The following is a 16,100-nucleotide window of genomic DNA, read 5'->3' on the forward strand; positions in this document are numbered from 1 at the left end:
TAGACTGACTCCAGCCGATAAATCAAGGAGCACAGCCTTAACACATGAGTGAGCCCACCGCCCAAAACCTCATCGCGACCAGCCGTCGCGTCGTCATTCCTGCTGACCTCGATCCGATCATGGTGCTGGGGACATCCGACCAGGTGTTGCGCGCCGTCGAACGCGGCTTCGCGCACATGCGCATCGTAGTAGTTGGACGCGAAATCACCCTCACGGGTAGCCAGCACGATATTGATACTGCGGCCCAGCTCCTTGAAGAACTGATCTCCTTGGCTAAACGCGGCCAACCCCTGGATGCTGCGGCCGTTGAACACGCTGTAGGTTTGCTGACTGCGACCGCCCTCGCGTCTGCGGCCTCCGACGAAATTTTGTCTGTTCGAGGCCGGTCGATCCGACCCAAGTCTGCCGGGCAAAAAGACTACGTCGACGCTATTGACCGCTCCACCGTGGTCTTTGGGATCGGCCCGGCAGGTACGGGTAAAACCTATTTAGCGATGGCTCAGGCAGTCCAACGGCTCCTTTCTGGCCAGGTGCGCCGCATTGTTTTAACTCGCCCAGCCGTCGAAGCAGGCGAAAACTTGGGCTTCCTGCCCGGCTCATTAACCGACAAGATCGACCCGTATCTGCGTCCCCTCTATGACGCCCTCAAAGACATGCTCGACGCTGAAGCCTTACCCAAACTCATGGCCGCGGGCACCATCGAAGTCGCGCCTTTGGCGTATATGCGAGGGCGCACACTCAACGATTCCTTCATTATTTTGGACGAGGCCCAAAACACCACGGCCAACCAGATGAAAATGTTCCTCACCAGGCTTGGTTTTAACTCCCAAGTGGTTGTCACCGGCGATATTTCGCAGGTGGATCTTCCCGGAGCCCAGCAATCCGGTTTGGCCGTGATCCAAGGAATCCTGGATGGAATCGACGGAATCGAGTTTTGCCACCTGACCAGCGCTGACGTTGTCCGCCACGAACTCGTTGGCCAAATCATTGATGCCTATGCACGCTGGGATGAAAAAGACCAGGCACGGCGCAGACTCCGCGCCGAATCGGGTCGAAGCCGTATGCGTGCAGGAGGCGGATCGCACGCCAGAACCCAGCACCGATCCAGGGAGGAACGCTCATGACTGAGGTCATTAACGAAACTGACTACCAGATCGACTGCTCGGAGTTCTCGGCCCTAGCCGACTACGTCCTCGACGCCATGCACGTGGCCAGCGACGCTGAACTCAACATCCTCTTCATCGACCCCGAACCCATGACGGACCTGCATATCCGCTGGCTCGACCTGCCCGGCCCCACCGACGTCATGAGTTTCCCTATGGATGAGCTTCGCCCCGGAACCGCCGACAATCCCACGCCGACGGGTACTCTGGGAGACATCTGTATCTGCCCGCAGGTTGCGGAAAAACAGGCGAGGGACGCGGGACATTCAACCGTGGAAGAAATGCTCCTTCTGGCCACCCACGGCATGCTTCACCTGCTTGGATACGACCACCAGGAAGAAGCCGAACGCGCCGAAATGTTTGACCTGCAACGCAAACTCCTCCTGACTTTCCTGGCGACGCGATGACTGTATCAACCGCTGAAATCATTGACATTCCGGTCATTGCACTGCTCATCGTTGGCCTCGTGGCCCTCGTATTGGCCAGTGTCCTACAGGCAATCGACGTGGCTTTCCAAGGGCTCTCCCTGGCAGCAGCCGAGGACCTTGTCGAAGAGGACAGGCGCCACAGCCGCACGCTGTATGGTCTGCTCGAACATCGAGTCCGTTCTTCTTTGGCGCTCAGAGGTTTTCGTACCTTCTTTCAAGTTGTCTATTCCGTGTGCCTGACCCTGGTGTTTGTTGGAACGGGGCTGGCGTGGTGGGCAGCAGCATTACTGGCCTTGGCTGTGATTTCGGCTCTGCAATTCCTTTTCATTGCTACCTTGCCCACCAGGTGGGGGAGTCGCAACCCTGAGAAAGTCGGGTTGGCTGGCGCCACCTGGGTCTCAAAGATGGTCGCGTCAACGCGCGTCTTTGATCCGTTGGTTGAAGCGATCCGAGGTCGTATGCCCCAGCCCGCTCAAACTGAAGCCGAAGCCCGCGCCGAAATGGCAAATGACCTGCGTGAAATGGTCGATGAGGTCGGTGAAACAGAAGGCCTGGAAGAAGAGGATCGGGAGATGCTGCGTTCCGTCCTCGACCTCGGACACACGCTGGTACGTGAAGTCATGGTCCCACGAACCGACATGGTCACAGCGGACGCAGACCTGCCCGCAGCGAAAGCACTGCGGCTCTTTGTCCGTTCAGGATTCTCACGCGTGCCCGTAGTGGGAGACGACGTGGACGACGTACGAGGCACCCTCTACTTCAAGGATGTGGTGCAGCGCCTCGACATGTACGGTACGGACCTGGATCTGACGGCCGAACAGATGATGCGTCCGGCCGAGTTCACCATCGAAATGAAGCCCGCCGATGACCTCCTGCGACAAATGCAGGCCGAACATTTCCATATGGCTATCGTCGTCGACGAATACGGCGGCATCGCGGGCCTGGTCACCCTCGAAGATCTCATTGAAGAGGTCGTGGGCGAGCTAACGGACGAACACGACCGCCACGTTGTTGAGCCCGAAGAGATTCAGGCCGGCGTCTGGAGGGTGCCTTCGAGGTTCCCCATTTCAGAATTGGGCGAAATCTTCAACATTGAGATCGAGGACGAGGATGTGGATTCGGTAGGTGGCCTGCTGGCCAAGGCAATTGGCCGCGTTCCTTTGCCCGGTGCCGTCGGTGAGGCCGCCGGCGTGCGCATGGCAGCTGAAGAGGCACGAGGTCGGCGCCGCCAGGTCGGCACCATCGTGTGTTCCAAGATCGAAGACCAAACGGACGAGGCCGAAGCAATCGCCGAAGGCCCAACGAAGGAGAAGTAACCATGCACTTTCCCTCCGACGAAGAACTCAAGGCCGGACCCAACGCCTTCGACGACGAAAACATCGAGGTCGACGACCTTGAAGGCATCGAGGACGTCGACAACATCGACATTGATGCTTTCGAACATATGACTGACGTCCAGGCTTTACGCGACGAAGCCAACGCTGGTGTGGGGCTGATGATGCCTGACTATCCAGAAGACTTCCGCGCGGGGTTCATCTCCATTGTGGGGCGCCCCAATGTTGGTAAGTCGACGCTGACAAATGCGCTGGTCGGCCAGAAGATTGCGATCACCTCTGGGCGTCCAGAGACCACACGCCACAATATTCGTGGCATCGTACATGGGGAGAAGTCCCAGCTCGTCCTCGTTGATACGCCCGGCTATCACAGGCCCCGCACGCTGTTGGGCAAACGACTCAACGACATGGTGCGTGAGGCGCTGGCCGAGGTTGATTGCGTGGTCTTTTGTCTGCCGGCCGACCAGAGAGTCGGGCCGGGGGACCAGTTCATTGCGCGCGAGCTTCGTGACGTTCGCAGGCCCGTGATCGCCGTTGCCACGAAGTGTGATCTTGTGTCGCGCGAGCGCCTGATGAAGCACCTGCTCTCTATTGATCAGATGGGTGACTTCGCTGCGATTGTTCCCGTTTCTGCTTTTGATGGTGACGGTATTGAGACACTCAAGGACGTCCTCGTTGACCACGTGCCGTTATCGCCACCGCTGTACCCCGCAGGTGACGTCACTGACGAATCGCGAGATACGTTGATCGCCGAGTTCATTCGCGAGGCCGCGCTTGAAGGCGTGCGCGACGAGTTGCCGCATTCGCTGGCTGTCCAGGTTGAGGAGATTATTGAGCGCCCTCGTCGTGAAGGTGACACCCGCGAGCCGCTACTGGATGTTCACGTCAATGTTTACGTCGAACGCGATTCCCAAAAAGCCATCATCATTGGCAAACGTGGGGCGCGTCTCAAAGACATTGGCACGAAGTCCCGGCAGCAAATCGAGGAATTGTTGGGGCGCCGCATCTTCTTAGACCTGCATGTGCGTACAGCAAAAGATTGGCAGTCCGATCCCAAGATGTTGGGACGTCTAGGGTTCTAGCTGCCAAGTCGCGGTCAGTTCCGCTGTGGAGTCGTATAGGAGCGTTGTGCAGTCTTGGGATTTGCCGATCACGCATTTTCCCAGGAGCTACGTCGAACGGCACATGAATCTTTATGGGGCATAAAGAGGAGTTCTGAGGGGAGTGTCGAAGCCTGTTGGGTTGGATGGATGAGGTTGTTGGGTTTTTTGAGTCTGCGGGGCGTTGGGCTTTTGTGTCGACTGCGAGGGTTTTTATCTTGATGCGTCGTTGAAGTTTCATGTGTGGTTTGAGGATGGGCGGTGGTGTTACGGGACGGTTGAGCGTAATGAGCGGCGTTTTGCTGATATTAGTTCGCCTGATCCTGTGCCGGTGTTTAATTGGTTTTTGAGTCAGTTGGCTCCGTCTTTTGGTCCTCGTCCTATTTGGTTACCGTCTGATTTAGGCAGTATTCGCCCTGGGTGGGAGCCGGTGCTGTTGGATGGATATAGCGAAGGTACGTTGGTGGGGCCCGATGGGGTGCAGCGTGATATTCGGATGTATGCAACCGCAAGGAACTATTCCAACCTAGTTCAACTTTCTTGGATTATTGATGCGGATCCGGTGGAGCTTCTTAATTCCTATCTTGATCCCCAAGGACGACCACTACTGACACGTTTTGTAAAAGAACAGTAAACGCAAAAATAGTTCCCTAACATCGCCCACCACTGACGAGGCCGATCCCGCCCTCGTTGAACAACCGACCTTCCGGCATTGGATAGTAGAAGGCGAACGGCGTGCACGAAGTAGTGCACAAGACGGCACTCAAACGCTCAGGGCATCGTCTGACGTAGTACTTGGTGCATGGCCGCGAATGGACGCGGAGCTGGCCAACGGTCCCGCATCCACAGTGGCGCCGGCATCAATATCCCGGCCTTAATTCGGCCTCTTTGATGCCTAGTCGCGGCCAATACCAGCGCGGACCTCGCGCAGCAGATCCTTCACCTCGTCCGGGACGCGACGCGACTCAACGCACTTTTGGATCGCCATCCGCTGAACCCGAGGAGTCAAGCGATCCTCAACCAGCCAAGGCAGAGCATCGTTGGGCTGTTTTACCGCTGCGGTCGCGAAGTACCAGGCGATCATCATCTGTACGTAGTATTCATCGCACTGCGCCTCAGCCACCAAGGCCAAAAACTCTGGCCGAAACGCCTCGCCAAGGAAATACTCCATCATGACCCCGACGCCGAAACGTCTGGTGTACACATGTTCCGCGGCCATCCACCTGCGCGCATATGACTCCAACGTCCCAAGATCTGCCGCCAAAGCCCTCGGATTCATTGAGTCGCAGACCGCCCAGTTATCAACATACGGCAAAAACTCTTCGACCCGTACCAAACAGGTATCAAAGTCCTCCTCCTGGGCCACCAAGAGGCCATGGAGCATATTTTCGTCGAACAACTCGTGCGGAACAGCCTCAAGGAACGCGTCGACCTCGTCCTTGCGCGAGCGCCAAACATCCTTGGCAAAAGCGCGTAAAGCAGGGGTGCGGGCCCCCAGAATCGTTGCCGGATCAACGGTGGGCAGCAGGCGCGCCATAAAAGCGGCGTTTCCTGCGTCCGCCAAGTGCTCAACGCTCAGCATGTGGTTGGCCTCCCATAGCTAGTTGTGTGCACGTCCAGTTTAGGGATAGCCCGAGGACGGCCCGCGTTTTGGCAGGAACACGTCAGCTGGGAGGCACGATCCTTCAGGCCAACCCGAACGCGCCCGCCTTTTGGCGGCTAAACGCCAGGCACACGCCCCGCCCTCGTCAATGAGCAATAACGACACGCAACTGGCGAGGCCCATGCACGCCGTTGACCCGCACCAACTCAATGTCCGAGGTCGCGCTACCGCCCGCAATCCACGTCGTTGGCCGCGTCGGATTCTGTCCGAGGACGTCCACCGCCTGCGGGACAGTCGGCTGAATCATCTCGCGCTCAATGACCACCACATGAGTGTCCGGTACCAGCGAAATCGCTCGCCGCCCCTGGTCAGGCTCGCCGTCCAAACAAATCGTGCCCGAGATCGAGATAGACACGCGCGAACACGTCAGCACAGCGTCAATCTTGTCCAACTCCAGCGTCGGAATCGGGTCCTGCCGCGAATCCTCATAAACCGTGCGCCCGCCGCGCCCAGCAGCTTCTTTATACGCGTCAGGAAGCCCCGAAGGGACAACAACCGACGCTGCCTTGGCTTCGGTGAGAAAACGGTCGATCGCTTCGACAATCTCGTCTTCACTTGGGGCTACAGCAACCTGCGCGGAGTAATCCTCAAGCTTCTCGATCATCTCCTCCACAACCGGTTCAGACCCAGGGGCGTGCTCGCCGACGCGAATATACTCGCGCGGAACCTCGCGAATTGGGCGGCCCTGCTGGGAGCGTGAAATCGCATCCTTTGCGCGCAGAAGAATCGCAGTCTTCGCGTCCACCGTCACTCCTCCTCATCATTCGTGCGGGTCGTCATTCCGTGCGGCCCAGCCAAAGGGATTCCTTTAACCGGCTCATCGCTGCGCGGAGCTGAAGCATCCGAATCCGGGTGCGTGCGATTCCACCACTGACGGAAAGTCTCCTGCGGCGTGACCGGGACATCTCGCGACTGCGTCCACCCTTCAACAACGGGAAGGGGGATATGTCCGATGCGCCCCGAACGTGCGCCCAACAAGCGGGTAGCCTTGGCAGCCTGCGAGGCCGCCTCCCATACTTTTGAATTACTCATCGCTGGCGTCGTCGCACTCATTGCCAAATCCCAGATGTCAGGAACAGCTCGGCGTTTGACGTCCACCGAACGGGCACGCAAATGGATGAGGATCGTGGGAATGTCAATCTTGACGGGGCAAACCTCCCCGCAGGCTCCGCAAAGAGACGAAGCGAAAGGCAGTGTGTGCACCGGATCGTCATCAGCCAAACCCTGGGTGAGTTGGGGTGTGAGGATCGCGCCGATCGGCCCGGGGTAGATCGAACCGTAAGCATGGCCCGACGTGTGCTGGTAGACGGGACAGATGTTCATGCACGAGCCGCAGCGGATGCAGGCCAGCGCTTGGCGTCCAATCGGGTCACACAGTGTTTTCGTCCGACCGTTATCCATAAGGATCAGGTGGAATTCTTGCGGCCCATCGCCTGGCGTCACCCCAGTCCACATCGAGGTGTAGGGGTTCATCCGTTCACCCGTTGCGCTGCGCGGCAACAGCTGGGAGAAAATCTCAATGTCCTGGTAGCGGGGGACGAGCTTTTCAATCCCCATCAGCGTGATGAGTGTGTCCGGCAAGGTCAGGCACATGCGCCCGTTGCCTTCCGATTCGAAGATCGACACCGTCCCCGTCTCAGCAACACCCATATTCGTTCCCGACACCGCAACCTTGGCGTGGAGGAACTTCTTGCGCAGATGGGCGCGCGCGGCCCCCGCGAGTTCTTCGGGATCATCAGACAGGTCCTCGGGAGCGTCCTCCATCCGGTCCAGGAAGATTCCGCGCACTTCTGAACGGTTGCGGTGGATGGCTGGCACCACGATATGGGAGGGCATGTCATCAGCCAGTTGGACGATCATTTCGGCCAAGTCAGTTTCGTGAGCAGTAATGCCCTCATCTTTGAGATATTCGTTGAGGTTCGTTTCCTGCGTAGCCATGGACTTGACCTTGACAACATCGTCAACGCCTTTGGACTTGATGATGCTGGCAACGATGCGGTTGGCTTCAGCAGCGTTGCGCGCCCAGTGGACAATGCCACCGCGAGCCGTCACATTGGCTTCAAACTCTTCAAGGAGGTCAGGCAGACGCGAGGCAACCTCAAATTTGACGGCTTCGGCGGCGTCACGCAGTGCCTCCCAATCGGGCATCTCGTCGACCCGCATCTGTCGCTTGTCTCGAATCGTGCGGGTCGCATGGCCTAAGTTGCGGCGCATCTGCGTGTTCGCCAAGGTTTTCTTCGCGCCCTCGCGGAAGGTCGGTCCCCAGCGCAGGGTGTCGCTGGGGATCTCAACGTCCGTGCGCCACCCGCCGGTGTGCACTTCGGACGAGGACGGAATCACAGTGGGGGAGGGCATTCCCAGAAAAGTCGACATGTCAGGACACCACCTGTGCGCTCGAAGGGGCAAAAGAAATATTGCCGACGAAGGGGGCTTCTTTCGTAGAAGCGAGGATCTCAGCCAAATGCATAATGCGGATGCCGGACTGCATACGTGCTAAACCGCCTCCGATATTCATCAGGCAGGAGTAGTCGCCCGTACAGATCACTTCGGCTCGGGTCGACATAATGTTGGAGACCTTTTGCGCGAGCATCGCGGTTGATACTTCAGGGTTCTTCACCGAGAAGGTGCCGCCAAAACCGCAGCAGACTTTTTCGTCGGGAAGCTCCACGTAGGTCAGACTGTCCACTGCTTTCAGTAGCCGGTACGGGCGGTCTCCCACGTGGGCAACACGCATGGAATGGCAGGTCGGGTGGTAGGTGACTGTGTGCGGGAAATAGGCACCGACGTCGGTCACGCCCAGGACGTCGACGAGGAGTTCGGACAGGTCGTAGGTGTGGGCGCCGACTCGGTCAACCTGCTTGCCAAGGGCTGTATCGCCGACGTGGTCGGCGACGAGGCGCTGTTCATGTCGAGCTGCCCCAGCGCACGAACCAGAAGGGGTGACGATGGCGTCCCATTCCCCGTCGAGAACGGGTTCGAAGGTTTTGATGTGATTGCGCGTAATTTCTGCGGCTTTGTCGAAGTAGCCGGTGTTGGCGTGCATCTGGCCGCAGCACACCTGGCCTTCTGGGAACACCACTTCGTGGCCGAGTCTTTCGAGGAGGACGACCGTTGCCTGAGCTGCTTGACTAAACATGGCGTCAGCTAGACAGGTAGCGAACAGAGCTATACGCATCAGCGTTCCTTTCCTGGTCTTCTCATCTGCGAGCAGGACCTGCTCTGTCAGGTTACGACCGGGAAGGAAGTCCCAGGTCGCGCCATATTGGAAAGGCCGCTGGGCGAGAGTCACTATCCCCGATTTTTTGAGGAAAAATCGCAGTCTGGTGTCCAGTTCATCCAGTGTGCTGGGCGTGTGCAAGGCCGGTGGCGCGGGACCTATTACTTAACGACAATTTTGTTTTTTGTTGTTAACAATGGGTTTGGTCAAGCTTTCACGCCGGCATATACGCCCCCAACCAACCCTGTGAAGCCGCCAGAATCAGCACGCACAACAGGAGAAGAAGCCCAAGGGAATAGGGTGCGGCCTTCTTCAAAATCTCCGCATCAGTCCCCGGCTCGTTGACCGCCCCAGCCACAATCGCCAGATTCTGCGGAGACACGATCTTGCCAAGGCCTCCGCCCACTGTGTTAGCGGCAAGCAAAATCCGAGGATCCAGTCCCGCCCCTTGAGCCGCCGTGGCCTGCAGATTCGCAAAGAGGGCGCCAGCGCTCGTCGCCGAACCGGCAACCGCCGTGCCCAACCACCCCAGGATGGGGGAGAAGAAAGCGAAAGCCGCGCCGGCACTCGCCAAGGCGGCACCCACCGCACTGGTCTGGCCCGAAAAATTCATGACGAAAGCCAGAGCCATGACCGACGCAATGGTCAGAATCGACATCCGTAGGTTGTAGATCGTCCTGGGCAGGACAGCGAACATTTCTCCCACCGACGTCTTGAAACGCCCGCCCGAACTGTGGGTCCCGTACACGGCAGCAACAATTGCTGCGGTTAAGAAAATCCAAGTCCCAGGGTTGGAAAGTGTCTGTAGGTTGTAGATAGCGCTGGAGGACGGTTCACCCTGCTGGTCTAAAAGCTGCCCGTAGATGCCCGGCCAACCCACCTTAATGTCGGTGGCTGAAAGGGCTGCGGCTAAATCCACGCCAACCTTCCACAGTTTCGTCACGGCGATAATGACCACGACCAGAACATAAGGCAGCAGAGCCAGCGTGACTCGTTCTGCGTTGGGGCGGTCGGCCTCGTCCACATGGGTTCGATATTCCTGCGGAGTCTTGGGAGTCCATACGAGGAGGAACAGGTAGCAGGCCGCTAGGCCCAGCAAAGATGCGACTACCGCGGTTAATTCGTAGGAGATGGATGGCGTAAAGAAGTGCCCGACTGCTGATGCGACTCCCGCAACGAGGGCCAGCGGCCACAGTTGGGTGACGCCTCGTACCCCGTCTAAAATCAGCAGAACAATAAGGGGAACGATCAGGCAGAACACCCAAGTCACATGGCCCATATTCATGGCGACCACCTGTGGATCGACGCCCCCAAGTTTGCCTGCCGTGGTCACGGGGATGGCCATCGCCCCGAAACCAACATTGATGGCATTACCAACAATCGTTGCAATGGCAGCCTTGAGAGGCTTGACTCCTAAGGTCAGCAGCATGGCTCCCGAGATGGCGACGGGAGCTCCGAATCCGGCCAGGCCCTCTAAAAGGCCGCAAAAGGAGAAAGCCACGATGAGAGCCTGGGCCCGCTGATCGCCTTTGCCGATGACGTTAAAAACCGCTTTGAGGTCGGTGGACCGACCAGACTTTTCCGTCAGGTTATAAAGCCAAACGGCTGCGATGATGATGTAGACGATGGGGATCAGGCCCATTGCGGCGCCTTGAGTGGCCGACAGTACCGACATGCCGACCGGCATCTGGAATCCGACGACAGCGATGATGAGAGCCAAGGCCAAAGCGATGAGAGAACACCAGTGGGTTTTGATTTTGAAGACACCCATGAGGACGAAGAAAGCGATGAGAGGAAGAAGCCCAACCAATGCTGTCAAAAAGACATTGCCTCCCACCGCGGTGGTCGAGGGGGTAAACGAAGTGGGGAAAAGTGCGTGAAGAGCGGGCGTTATCGTCAGCATTGTTGGGAACATCGCTGGTCCTGGCTTTCAAAATTAGGTGTCTGTCAGTGCGTTCAGATGTCTTCGATGATGGCACGCCCGCGGGGCCGGTGTCCCACGATTCGTTCTTTGACATCGTCGATTTGCCCTCGGCTATTACAGTGTGAGGTATGCGCCAGGGACTGCTTCTGCTTCTTCGCCGCGTCGGGGCCTGATACGGGTCGGAACCCCGCCGCGGCTTATTGAGCGTGTCCGACTCGAATCCCCTCGGATCCACGCATAACGCACGGAGGACTCACTCGTGAAAACCACAGACACCGTTCCTACTCCCACCGGCTCTGGAATGCCCACGTCAAAATATCGCGCATTCCTTGACACCAACCCTATCGATTTGCCGGATCGAACCTGGCCGTCCAAACGCATTACCCGCGCACCGCGCTGGATGTCTACCGATCTGCGTGACGGCAACCAGGCGCTCATTGAGCCGATGGACCCGATACGTAAACGCAAAATGTTCGACCTGCTGGTGAGCCTGGGCTACAAAGAAATCGAGATTGGTTTCCCAGCCGCATCCCAGACCGACTTTGACTTCGTGCGTTCCCTCATTGAGGACGAGGCCGTGCCCGAGGATGTCACCGTGTCGGTTCTGACCCAGTCGCGCCCAGAGATTATCGAACGCACAGTCGAAGCGATGGTGGGCTTCCCCAGAGCCACCGTCCACCTGTATAACGCGACCGCTCCCGTGTTCCGCAATATCGTTTTTGGCAACGACAAAACTCAGACTGTTGAGCTGGCTGAGTTCGGTACCCGCGAGGTCATGGCCCAGGCGGAGAAGAGACTTGGCGAAGAAACGATTTTCGGTTTCGAATACTCTCCGGAAATTTTCGTTGATACAGAGCAAGACTTTGCGCTGGAAATTTGCGAAAAGGTCATGGATATTTGGCAGCCCGAGGACGGGCGCGAAATCATCTTGAACCTGCCGGCCACGGTTGAACGTGCCACCCCGAATGTGTACGCCGACCAGATTGAGTTCATGAGCCGCAACCTGAGCCGACGCGAACACATTGCGATCTCCGTCCATCCGCACAATGACCGCGGTACGGGTGTTGCGTCAGCTGAACTGGCGTTGTTGGCAGGAGCTGATCGTGTTGAGGGGTGTTTGCTGGGTCAGGGGGAGCGTACCGGCAATGTGGACTTGCTGACTTTGGGGTTGAACCTGTTTTCGCAAGGTATCGACCCGGGCGTGGACCTATCCGACGTGGATGAAATTCGCCGCACAGTCGAGTTTTGTACCCAAATGGATACGCCTGTGCGAGCCCCTTACGTTGGCGATTTGGTGTACACGTCCTTTTCTGGGTCCCATCAAGATGCGATTAAGAAGGGTTTTGCTGCGCGCCAGAAGTTGGTCGATGCTGCCGGTGGCAACGAGGACGCGGTTGTATGGGAGCTGCCCTACCTGCCGATTGACCCGCATGACGTGGGCCGCTCTTACGAGGCCGTGGTGCGCGTGAATTCGCAGTCCGGAAAGGGAGGCGTCGCCTACCTGATGTCGGCGGCACATAACCTCGATTTGCCCCGTCGCCTCCAAGTGGAGTTCTCGCGGATTGTTCAGCGTCACACCGATACTTTTGGCGGCGAAATCAACGCCGCTAACCTGTGGACGATCTTCGCTGATGAATACCTGCCCAATTCTGCGGCTGAGGGCCTGCAACCGTGGGGACGTTTTGAACTCAAGAGTTCTCAGGTTGTTTCCCTTGATGATGACAGCGTGGAGCTGCGTGCGGTTGTGCTCGATTCTGGGGAGCCTGTGGATGTGGCTGCCATCGGTACCGGCCCTATCGACGCCTTCGTTAGTGGCCTGCATGATTTTGATCTGGATGTACGCGTCTTGGATTATTCTGAGCACGCGATGAGTCAGGGGCGCGACGCGAAGGCCGCTGCCTATGTGGAGGCCGCGGTTGACGGTCAGATCGTGTGGGGTGTGGGCATCGACTCGTCGATCACCAGGGCCTCGTACAAGGCCGTCATCTCCGCCGTCAACCGCGCCTTGCGCTGATGGGACGGCCTAAGCGTCGCGGCAAAGAGCCGAGCAAGTGGGCGCCTAACGAAGATGGGACAGTTGATTCTGCACCTCAGATGGATGACGCCACCGGAGTAGGAGCCATTGGGTCCGGTCGTTTGCAAGATCCTCATGCTGTGTCGAATTTCAGTCCCGATCAGGGCTGGTCCGTGCACGAATCCGGGGGCGACAACGCTGAGGCTTCCAAACCGGGCCTGGATATCCCACCAAGTGCGAGCACTGAGGAGACGGCTGAGCCCGAGGAAACGTCCAATAGCCAGGGCGTTCAAACACATGAACACGGCCAAGGTTCTCGCAAAAAACGAGTGACGCAGCCACATCCGAACGGGGTGTGGGTGTCCAGCCACAGCGTCATTCCTCTCGCTTCGGGCTTTTATGCCAGGCGCGAAGGCGACAGTTGGGTATTAGTGAAAGCCACTGGGCTTGCGCGCCCTCCATTACTGGGCCGCACTTTGGCCTGGCAAAAGTGGGACGCTTACATGAGGGGCCATTGGCGGATCAGACTGAGCCTGAGGTTATTTCTGATCTGTATGCTCGTCGTAGTTTTTTCCTTGATCTGGAGTGAAGGGTCGTCACCCACGCAGCCTGCTTGGGTGATTCTCGGCGCCGCGCTTGTAATGGGTTTTTCCGGCGTGGTTTTGAGTTCAACCACTATTGGCAGTCGAGAGATTGAAACTCTCCCGCAGGGCGACCTGGATGCAGGATTAGCTTTCTCTGCCCGTAAGGCCGTCGTTGTTGGCTGGATGTTACGAACCTGTTTGGTTCTGAGCGCTGCTGCGATGATGGTTGTCGCGGTATTTCAACTTCTGGGTTCTGGGCCGCCAGCAATGATCATGATGGTCTTGCTTGCTGGTCTGATAATTCCTCTGTTTGGTCCAGTGGTTGCCAGATTGGGGCTAGTGCGTACCTTTATGAGTCGCTTTGCGCAAGACCCCGACGCAGGTGGACAGCAGACTGGAAAGGCGCGATCTTCTAATCTGATTCCTACACGTATTCGACCGGCTTGGTCAGGATTCGTCATCCCTGGGCAAGCATTGAGCTCTCGGATTACTGCCAAAGCTGAGGAATGGGACAGAGCGCCAAGCGTCGATCTGGTGCTTGAGGCAGGTAATGGAAATCGACGTTCAAGAACTATCACCTGCATAGAGGTGATGAGCCTGTGGATTGTCCTGGTCTGGGGTCTGCTTAATCGGGCCGACATGCTTGAGGATGTTTATATCCCAGGCCATGCGTTAGCGGCACTACTGATTGCTTTTCCCATGTGGGTACTTGCGGTGTTCAGGGGGCCTTTCGGCTATATAGCAACGTATCGGCAGAGAACCCGCGGCGCTTTTATCAAGAAAGTGCCGCCGCGAACAAATGGCCAGGACAAGCTTGCCCTTTTGGGATCGTGGTTTGTGATCCTACTGACCGCCGCGACGATCAGCGCCACCCTGTGGGATCAGCATTTGTGGAGGTTTGACAATCTTTTCATGATCACTACGGCCGTGACGTGCTGTATTGCGTCTGTGCCGTGGGCAATCGCCAAGATCGTGAATCACTACCACAGGTGGTCGTTCCTTAAAGACTCGCGCTACATCAGTCCCTACGCCTAGCTCCCTTCCTCATTCTCCTTCTCCCCGCGAAGGACGCCCAAAACTGCCGCGAAGGACGCCCAAAACCGACAAGGTGAAATGATCGATGATGAAGGCGCGGTCGTCCTCGTCAATTGCGATTCCTTCGGATAACTCATCGACGATCACCACCATCATCGCGCGTAATTGCGCGTGAAGAAACAACTGCAGGTCTTCGATTGACTATTTAGATGTCATCAGAGACGTTAATGCCCAGCGTTATGACCGTGCAGGTAGAAGGTAGCATACTATCGGGGATAGTGCCTATAAAAGACTTAGCTTCTGTGCATGGCACGCTGAACGTTTTGTGTTCAAGGGTGTCTCCTGTCGGGCGGGTGGAGTCGCTAGTCATCCTTACTAGGAGGTCATAGTGCTTGATAAAGAATCGCTAGCTTATTGCGTTGGTGGTATCGCATTAATTCTTGTAGCCGTATTCTTTTTATTTTTGTTTAAAAAGGCTGTTACAAGGACTCTTCCGCTCAACCAAATCATAGGATTGAGGACGCGAAATACAATGTTTTCTGGAGATGTCTGGTCTTCTGTTCATCGTCGATATGCATGGATATTTCTTATATCCTCTATAGGGTTTATTGTAAGTGGGTTAGCCTTAATAGCTATCTGCGCTTTTCCAACCTCCTTCTGGTATCTCATTAAGATGTTCTATGGTTCATTAGGAATAATTTTTATCCTGATAGTCGCAGGAGGAATAAAAGCAGACAAGTATGCCAGATCAATTATAGAACTGAGCGAGAATAGATGAGTGAGAATCTTGAATTAAGTGAAAGAGTGATTAAACTAAACGCACGTTCGAGCTAAGTGTTATGCAAGCGCGTTTGGTGTTGTGCGTGTGTAGTCTTGTCTGCTACGAGGCCCCGTTGTGTCAGCCTATTGTATTTCACTAAACTTAATGAGCGCCCGGCGCACGCCACCACGTAGGATCCGCTCGATTCTCTCGACGAGGACGTAAGGATCGGCTTTCATCCGTGTTGCCAACCATTGCATGGTGTGGCCCAAAACTGACAAGGTGAAATGATCGATGATGAAGGCGCGGTCGTCCTCGTCAATTTTGATTCCTTCGGATAACTCATTGACGATCACCACCATCATCGCGCGTAATTGAGCGTGGAGAAACAGCTGCAGGTCTTCAATTGATAAAGAACGAACCACGGCGAAAGTCTGATCGGGGTGTTCGCGCATCCACACGAGCATCGATAGAAATCCGTCGGACCATCCCTCATACGATGCGTGAGACAAAATCCTGTCAGCAATTTCGTCTGTGAAGGTCCAGACTGCCAGGTCGTTGAGGGTAGAGAAATGATAGTAAAAGGCCTGGCGACTAATGCCTGCATCCTGACACAAGCCACGCACAGTGACCTTCGATAAAGGCACCTGCGCCAACTGCTTCTTCAACGCGTGAGCCAGTAAACGACGAGCATCGTCAGTAGCCACAACACCCCTTCTTGACACAAGATGACTTAAACCAGACACATCGGCGGAAACACTCATAAAAGACTACTAGACACTTTCGTCAAAATGTCCATAGCGAACGCGACCACGTCCTCGTACCGTGGTGCCACACACGCCCAGTCCCGAGGCGTGACCCATCCTTCGCAGGAGTAG

General features: G+C 56.7%; 15 protein-coding genes. 8 read left to right on the forward strand and 7 right to left on the reverse strand.

Annotated features, from left to right (window positions below; genetic code table 11):
* The first annotated feature begins 44 nt into the window (after positions 1-44).
* From G439_RS11280 to G439_RS12515, 5 genes are all read left to right on the forward strand, one after another.
* Positions 45-1,124, forward strand: coding sequence for a PhoH family protein (locus tag G439_RS11280; RefSeq protein ID WP_022868158.1), 1,080 nt, complete (start codon positions 45-47; stop codon positions 1,122-1,124).
* Positions 1,121-1,570: an rRNA maturation RNase YbeY gene (gene ybeY / locus G439_RS0105350; RefSeq protein WP_022868159.1), complete on the forward strand. Its 450-nt coding sequence runs from the start codon at positions 1,121-1,123 to the stop codon at positions 1,568-1,570. The genes G439_RS11280 and ybeY overlap by 4 nt, the downstream gene beginning before the upstream one ends.
* Entirely contained in the window at positions 1,567-2,907 is a 1,341-nt protein-coding gene (locus G439_RS11285) for a hemolysin family protein (protein ID WP_022868160.1), read from the forward strand. Before ybeY ends, G439_RS11285 begins: the two co-directional genes overlap by 4 nt.
* Before the next feature lie 2 nt (positions 2,908-2,909).
* Entirely contained in the window at positions 2,910-4,007 is a 1,098-nt protein-coding gene (gene era / locus G439_RS0105360; RefSeq protein ID WP_022868161.1) for a GTPase Era, read from the forward strand.
* 247 nt (positions 4,008-4,254) lie between these two features.
* Positions 4,255-4,659, forward strand: coding sequence for a hypothetical protein (locus tag G439_RS12515; RefSeq protein WP_131333542.1), 405 nt, complete (start codon positions 4,255-4,257; stop codon positions 4,657-4,659).
* 261 nt (positions 4,660-4,920) lie between these two features.
* Here the strand turns inward: G439_RS12515 and G439_RS0105365 are convergent, their stop codons facing one another.
* The 5 genes from G439_RS0105365 to G439_RS0105385 form a co-directional block, all read right to left on the reverse strand.
* Entirely contained in the window at positions 4,921-5,607 is a 687-nt protein-coding gene (locus G439_RS0105365; protein ID WP_022868162.1) for a DNA alkylation repair protein, read from the reverse strand.
* A 166-nt stretch (positions 5,608-5,773) separates the two neighbouring features.
* A complete protein-coding gene (locus G439_RS0105370; protein ID WP_026459426.1) occupies positions 5,774-6,433 on the reverse strand; it encodes a LutC/YkgG family protein in 660 nt (219 codons plus the stop codon).
* 2 nt (positions 6,434-6,435) lie between these two features.
* Complete coding sequence (locus G439_RS0105375) at positions 6,436-8,061, reverse strand: LutB/LldF family L-lactate oxidation iron-sulfur protein (protein ID WP_022868164.1); 1,626 nt, start codon at positions 8,059-8,061, stop codon at positions 6,436-6,438.
* 1 nt (position 8,062) lies between these two features.
* Entirely contained in the window at positions 8,063-8,863 is an 801-nt protein-coding gene (locus G439_RS0105380; RefSeq protein ID WP_022868165.1) for a (Fe-S)-binding protein, read from the reverse strand.
* 256 nt (positions 8,864-9,119) lie between these two features.
* Positions 9,120-10,820 (reverse strand): L-lactate permease, encoded by a 1,701-nt coding sequence (locus G439_RS0105385; protein WP_022868166.1) that lies wholly within the window; start codon positions 10,818-10,820, stop codon positions 9,120-9,122.
* A gap of 268 nt (positions 10,821-11,088) precedes the next feature.
* Between G439_RS0105385 and leuA the strand changes: the two genes are divergently transcribed.
* Together leuA and G439_RS0105395 are read left to right on the forward strand one after the other, a co-directional pair.
* Entirely contained in the window at positions 11,089-12,843 is a 1,755-nt protein-coding gene (leuA, locus tag G439_RS0105390) for a 2-isopropylmalate synthase (RefSeq protein ID WP_022868167.1), read from the forward strand.
* Between the two features lie 617 nt (positions 12,844-13,460).
* Positions 13,461-14,462, forward strand: coding sequence for a hypothetical protein (locus tag G439_RS0105395; protein ID WP_131333544.1), 1,002 nt, complete (start codon positions 13,461-13,463; stop codon positions 14,460-14,462).
* 9 nt (positions 14,463-14,471) lie between these two features.
* On the opposite strand, the gene G439_RS12615 is transcribed toward G439_RS0105395, so the two are convergent.
* Complete coding sequence (locus tag G439_RS12615) at positions 14,472-14,618, reverse strand: TetR-like C-terminal domain-containing protein (protein WP_022868169.1); 147 nt, start codon at positions 14,616-14,618, stop codon at positions 14,472-14,474.
* A gap of 232 nt (positions 14,619-14,850) precedes the next feature.
* Here G439_RS12615 and G439_RS12380 point away from each other — a divergent pair, with 232 nt between their 5' ends.
* Positions 14,851-15,240, forward strand: coding sequence for an SdpI family protein (locus tag G439_RS12380; RefSeq protein WP_083940801.1), 390 nt, complete (start codon positions 14,851-14,853; stop codon positions 15,238-15,240).
* A 125-nt stretch (positions 15,241-15,365) separates the two neighbouring features.
* On the opposite strand, the gene G439_RS0105405 is transcribed toward G439_RS12380, so the two are convergent.
* Positions 15,366-15,929: a TetR/AcrR family transcriptional regulator gene (locus G439_RS0105405; protein WP_022868170.1), complete on the reverse strand. Its 564-nt coding sequence runs from the start codon at positions 15,927-15,929 to the stop codon at positions 15,366-15,368.
* Positions 15,930-16,100: the final 171 nt, after the last annotated feature.

The sequence above is a fragment of the Schaalia vaccimaxillae DSM 15804 genome, assembly GCF_000420425.1.
Taxonomy (GTDB): Bacteria; Actinomycetota; Actinomycetes; order Actinomycetales; family Actinomycetaceae; genus Pauljensenia; species Pauljensenia vaccimaxillae.

Bases quoted from the DNA above. Each gene is read 5' to 3' on its own strand.
- G439_RS0105385 (WP_022868166.1), bottom strand. From the start codon at position 10,820: ATGTTCCCAACAATGCTGACGATAACGCCCGCTCTTCACGCACTTTTC.
- G439_RS0105380 (WP_022868165.1), bottom strand. From the start codon at position 8,863: ATGCGTATAGCTCTGTTCGCTACCTGTCTAGCTGACGCCATGTTTAGT.
- G439_RS0105365 (WP_022868162.1), bottom strand. From the start codon at position 5,607: ATGCTGAGCGTTGAGCACTTGGCGGACGCAGGAAACGCCGCTTTTATG.
- G439_RS0105375 (WP_022868164.1), bottom strand. From the start codon at position 8,061: ATGTCGACTTTTCTGGGAATGCCCTCCCCCACTGTGATTCCGTCCTCG.
- G439_RS11280 (WP_022868158.1), top strand. From the start codon at position 45: ATGAGTGAGCCCACCGCCCAAAACCTCATCGCGACCAGCCGTCGCGTC.
- G439_RS12615 (WP_022868169.1), bottom strand. From the start codon at position 14,618: ATGATGGTGGTGATCGTCGATGAGTTATCCGAAGGAATCGCAATTGAC.
- ybeY (WP_022868159.1), top strand. From the start codon at position 1,121: ATGACTGAGGTCATTAACGAAACTGACTACCAGATCGACTGCTCGGAG.
- era (WP_022868161.1), top strand. From the start codon at position 2,910: ATGCACTTTCCCTCCGACGAAGAACTCAAGGCCGGACCCAACGCCTTC.
- G439_RS11285 (WP_022868160.1), top strand. From the start codon at position 1,567: ATGACTGTATCAACCGCTGAAATCATTGACATTCCGGTCATTGCACTG.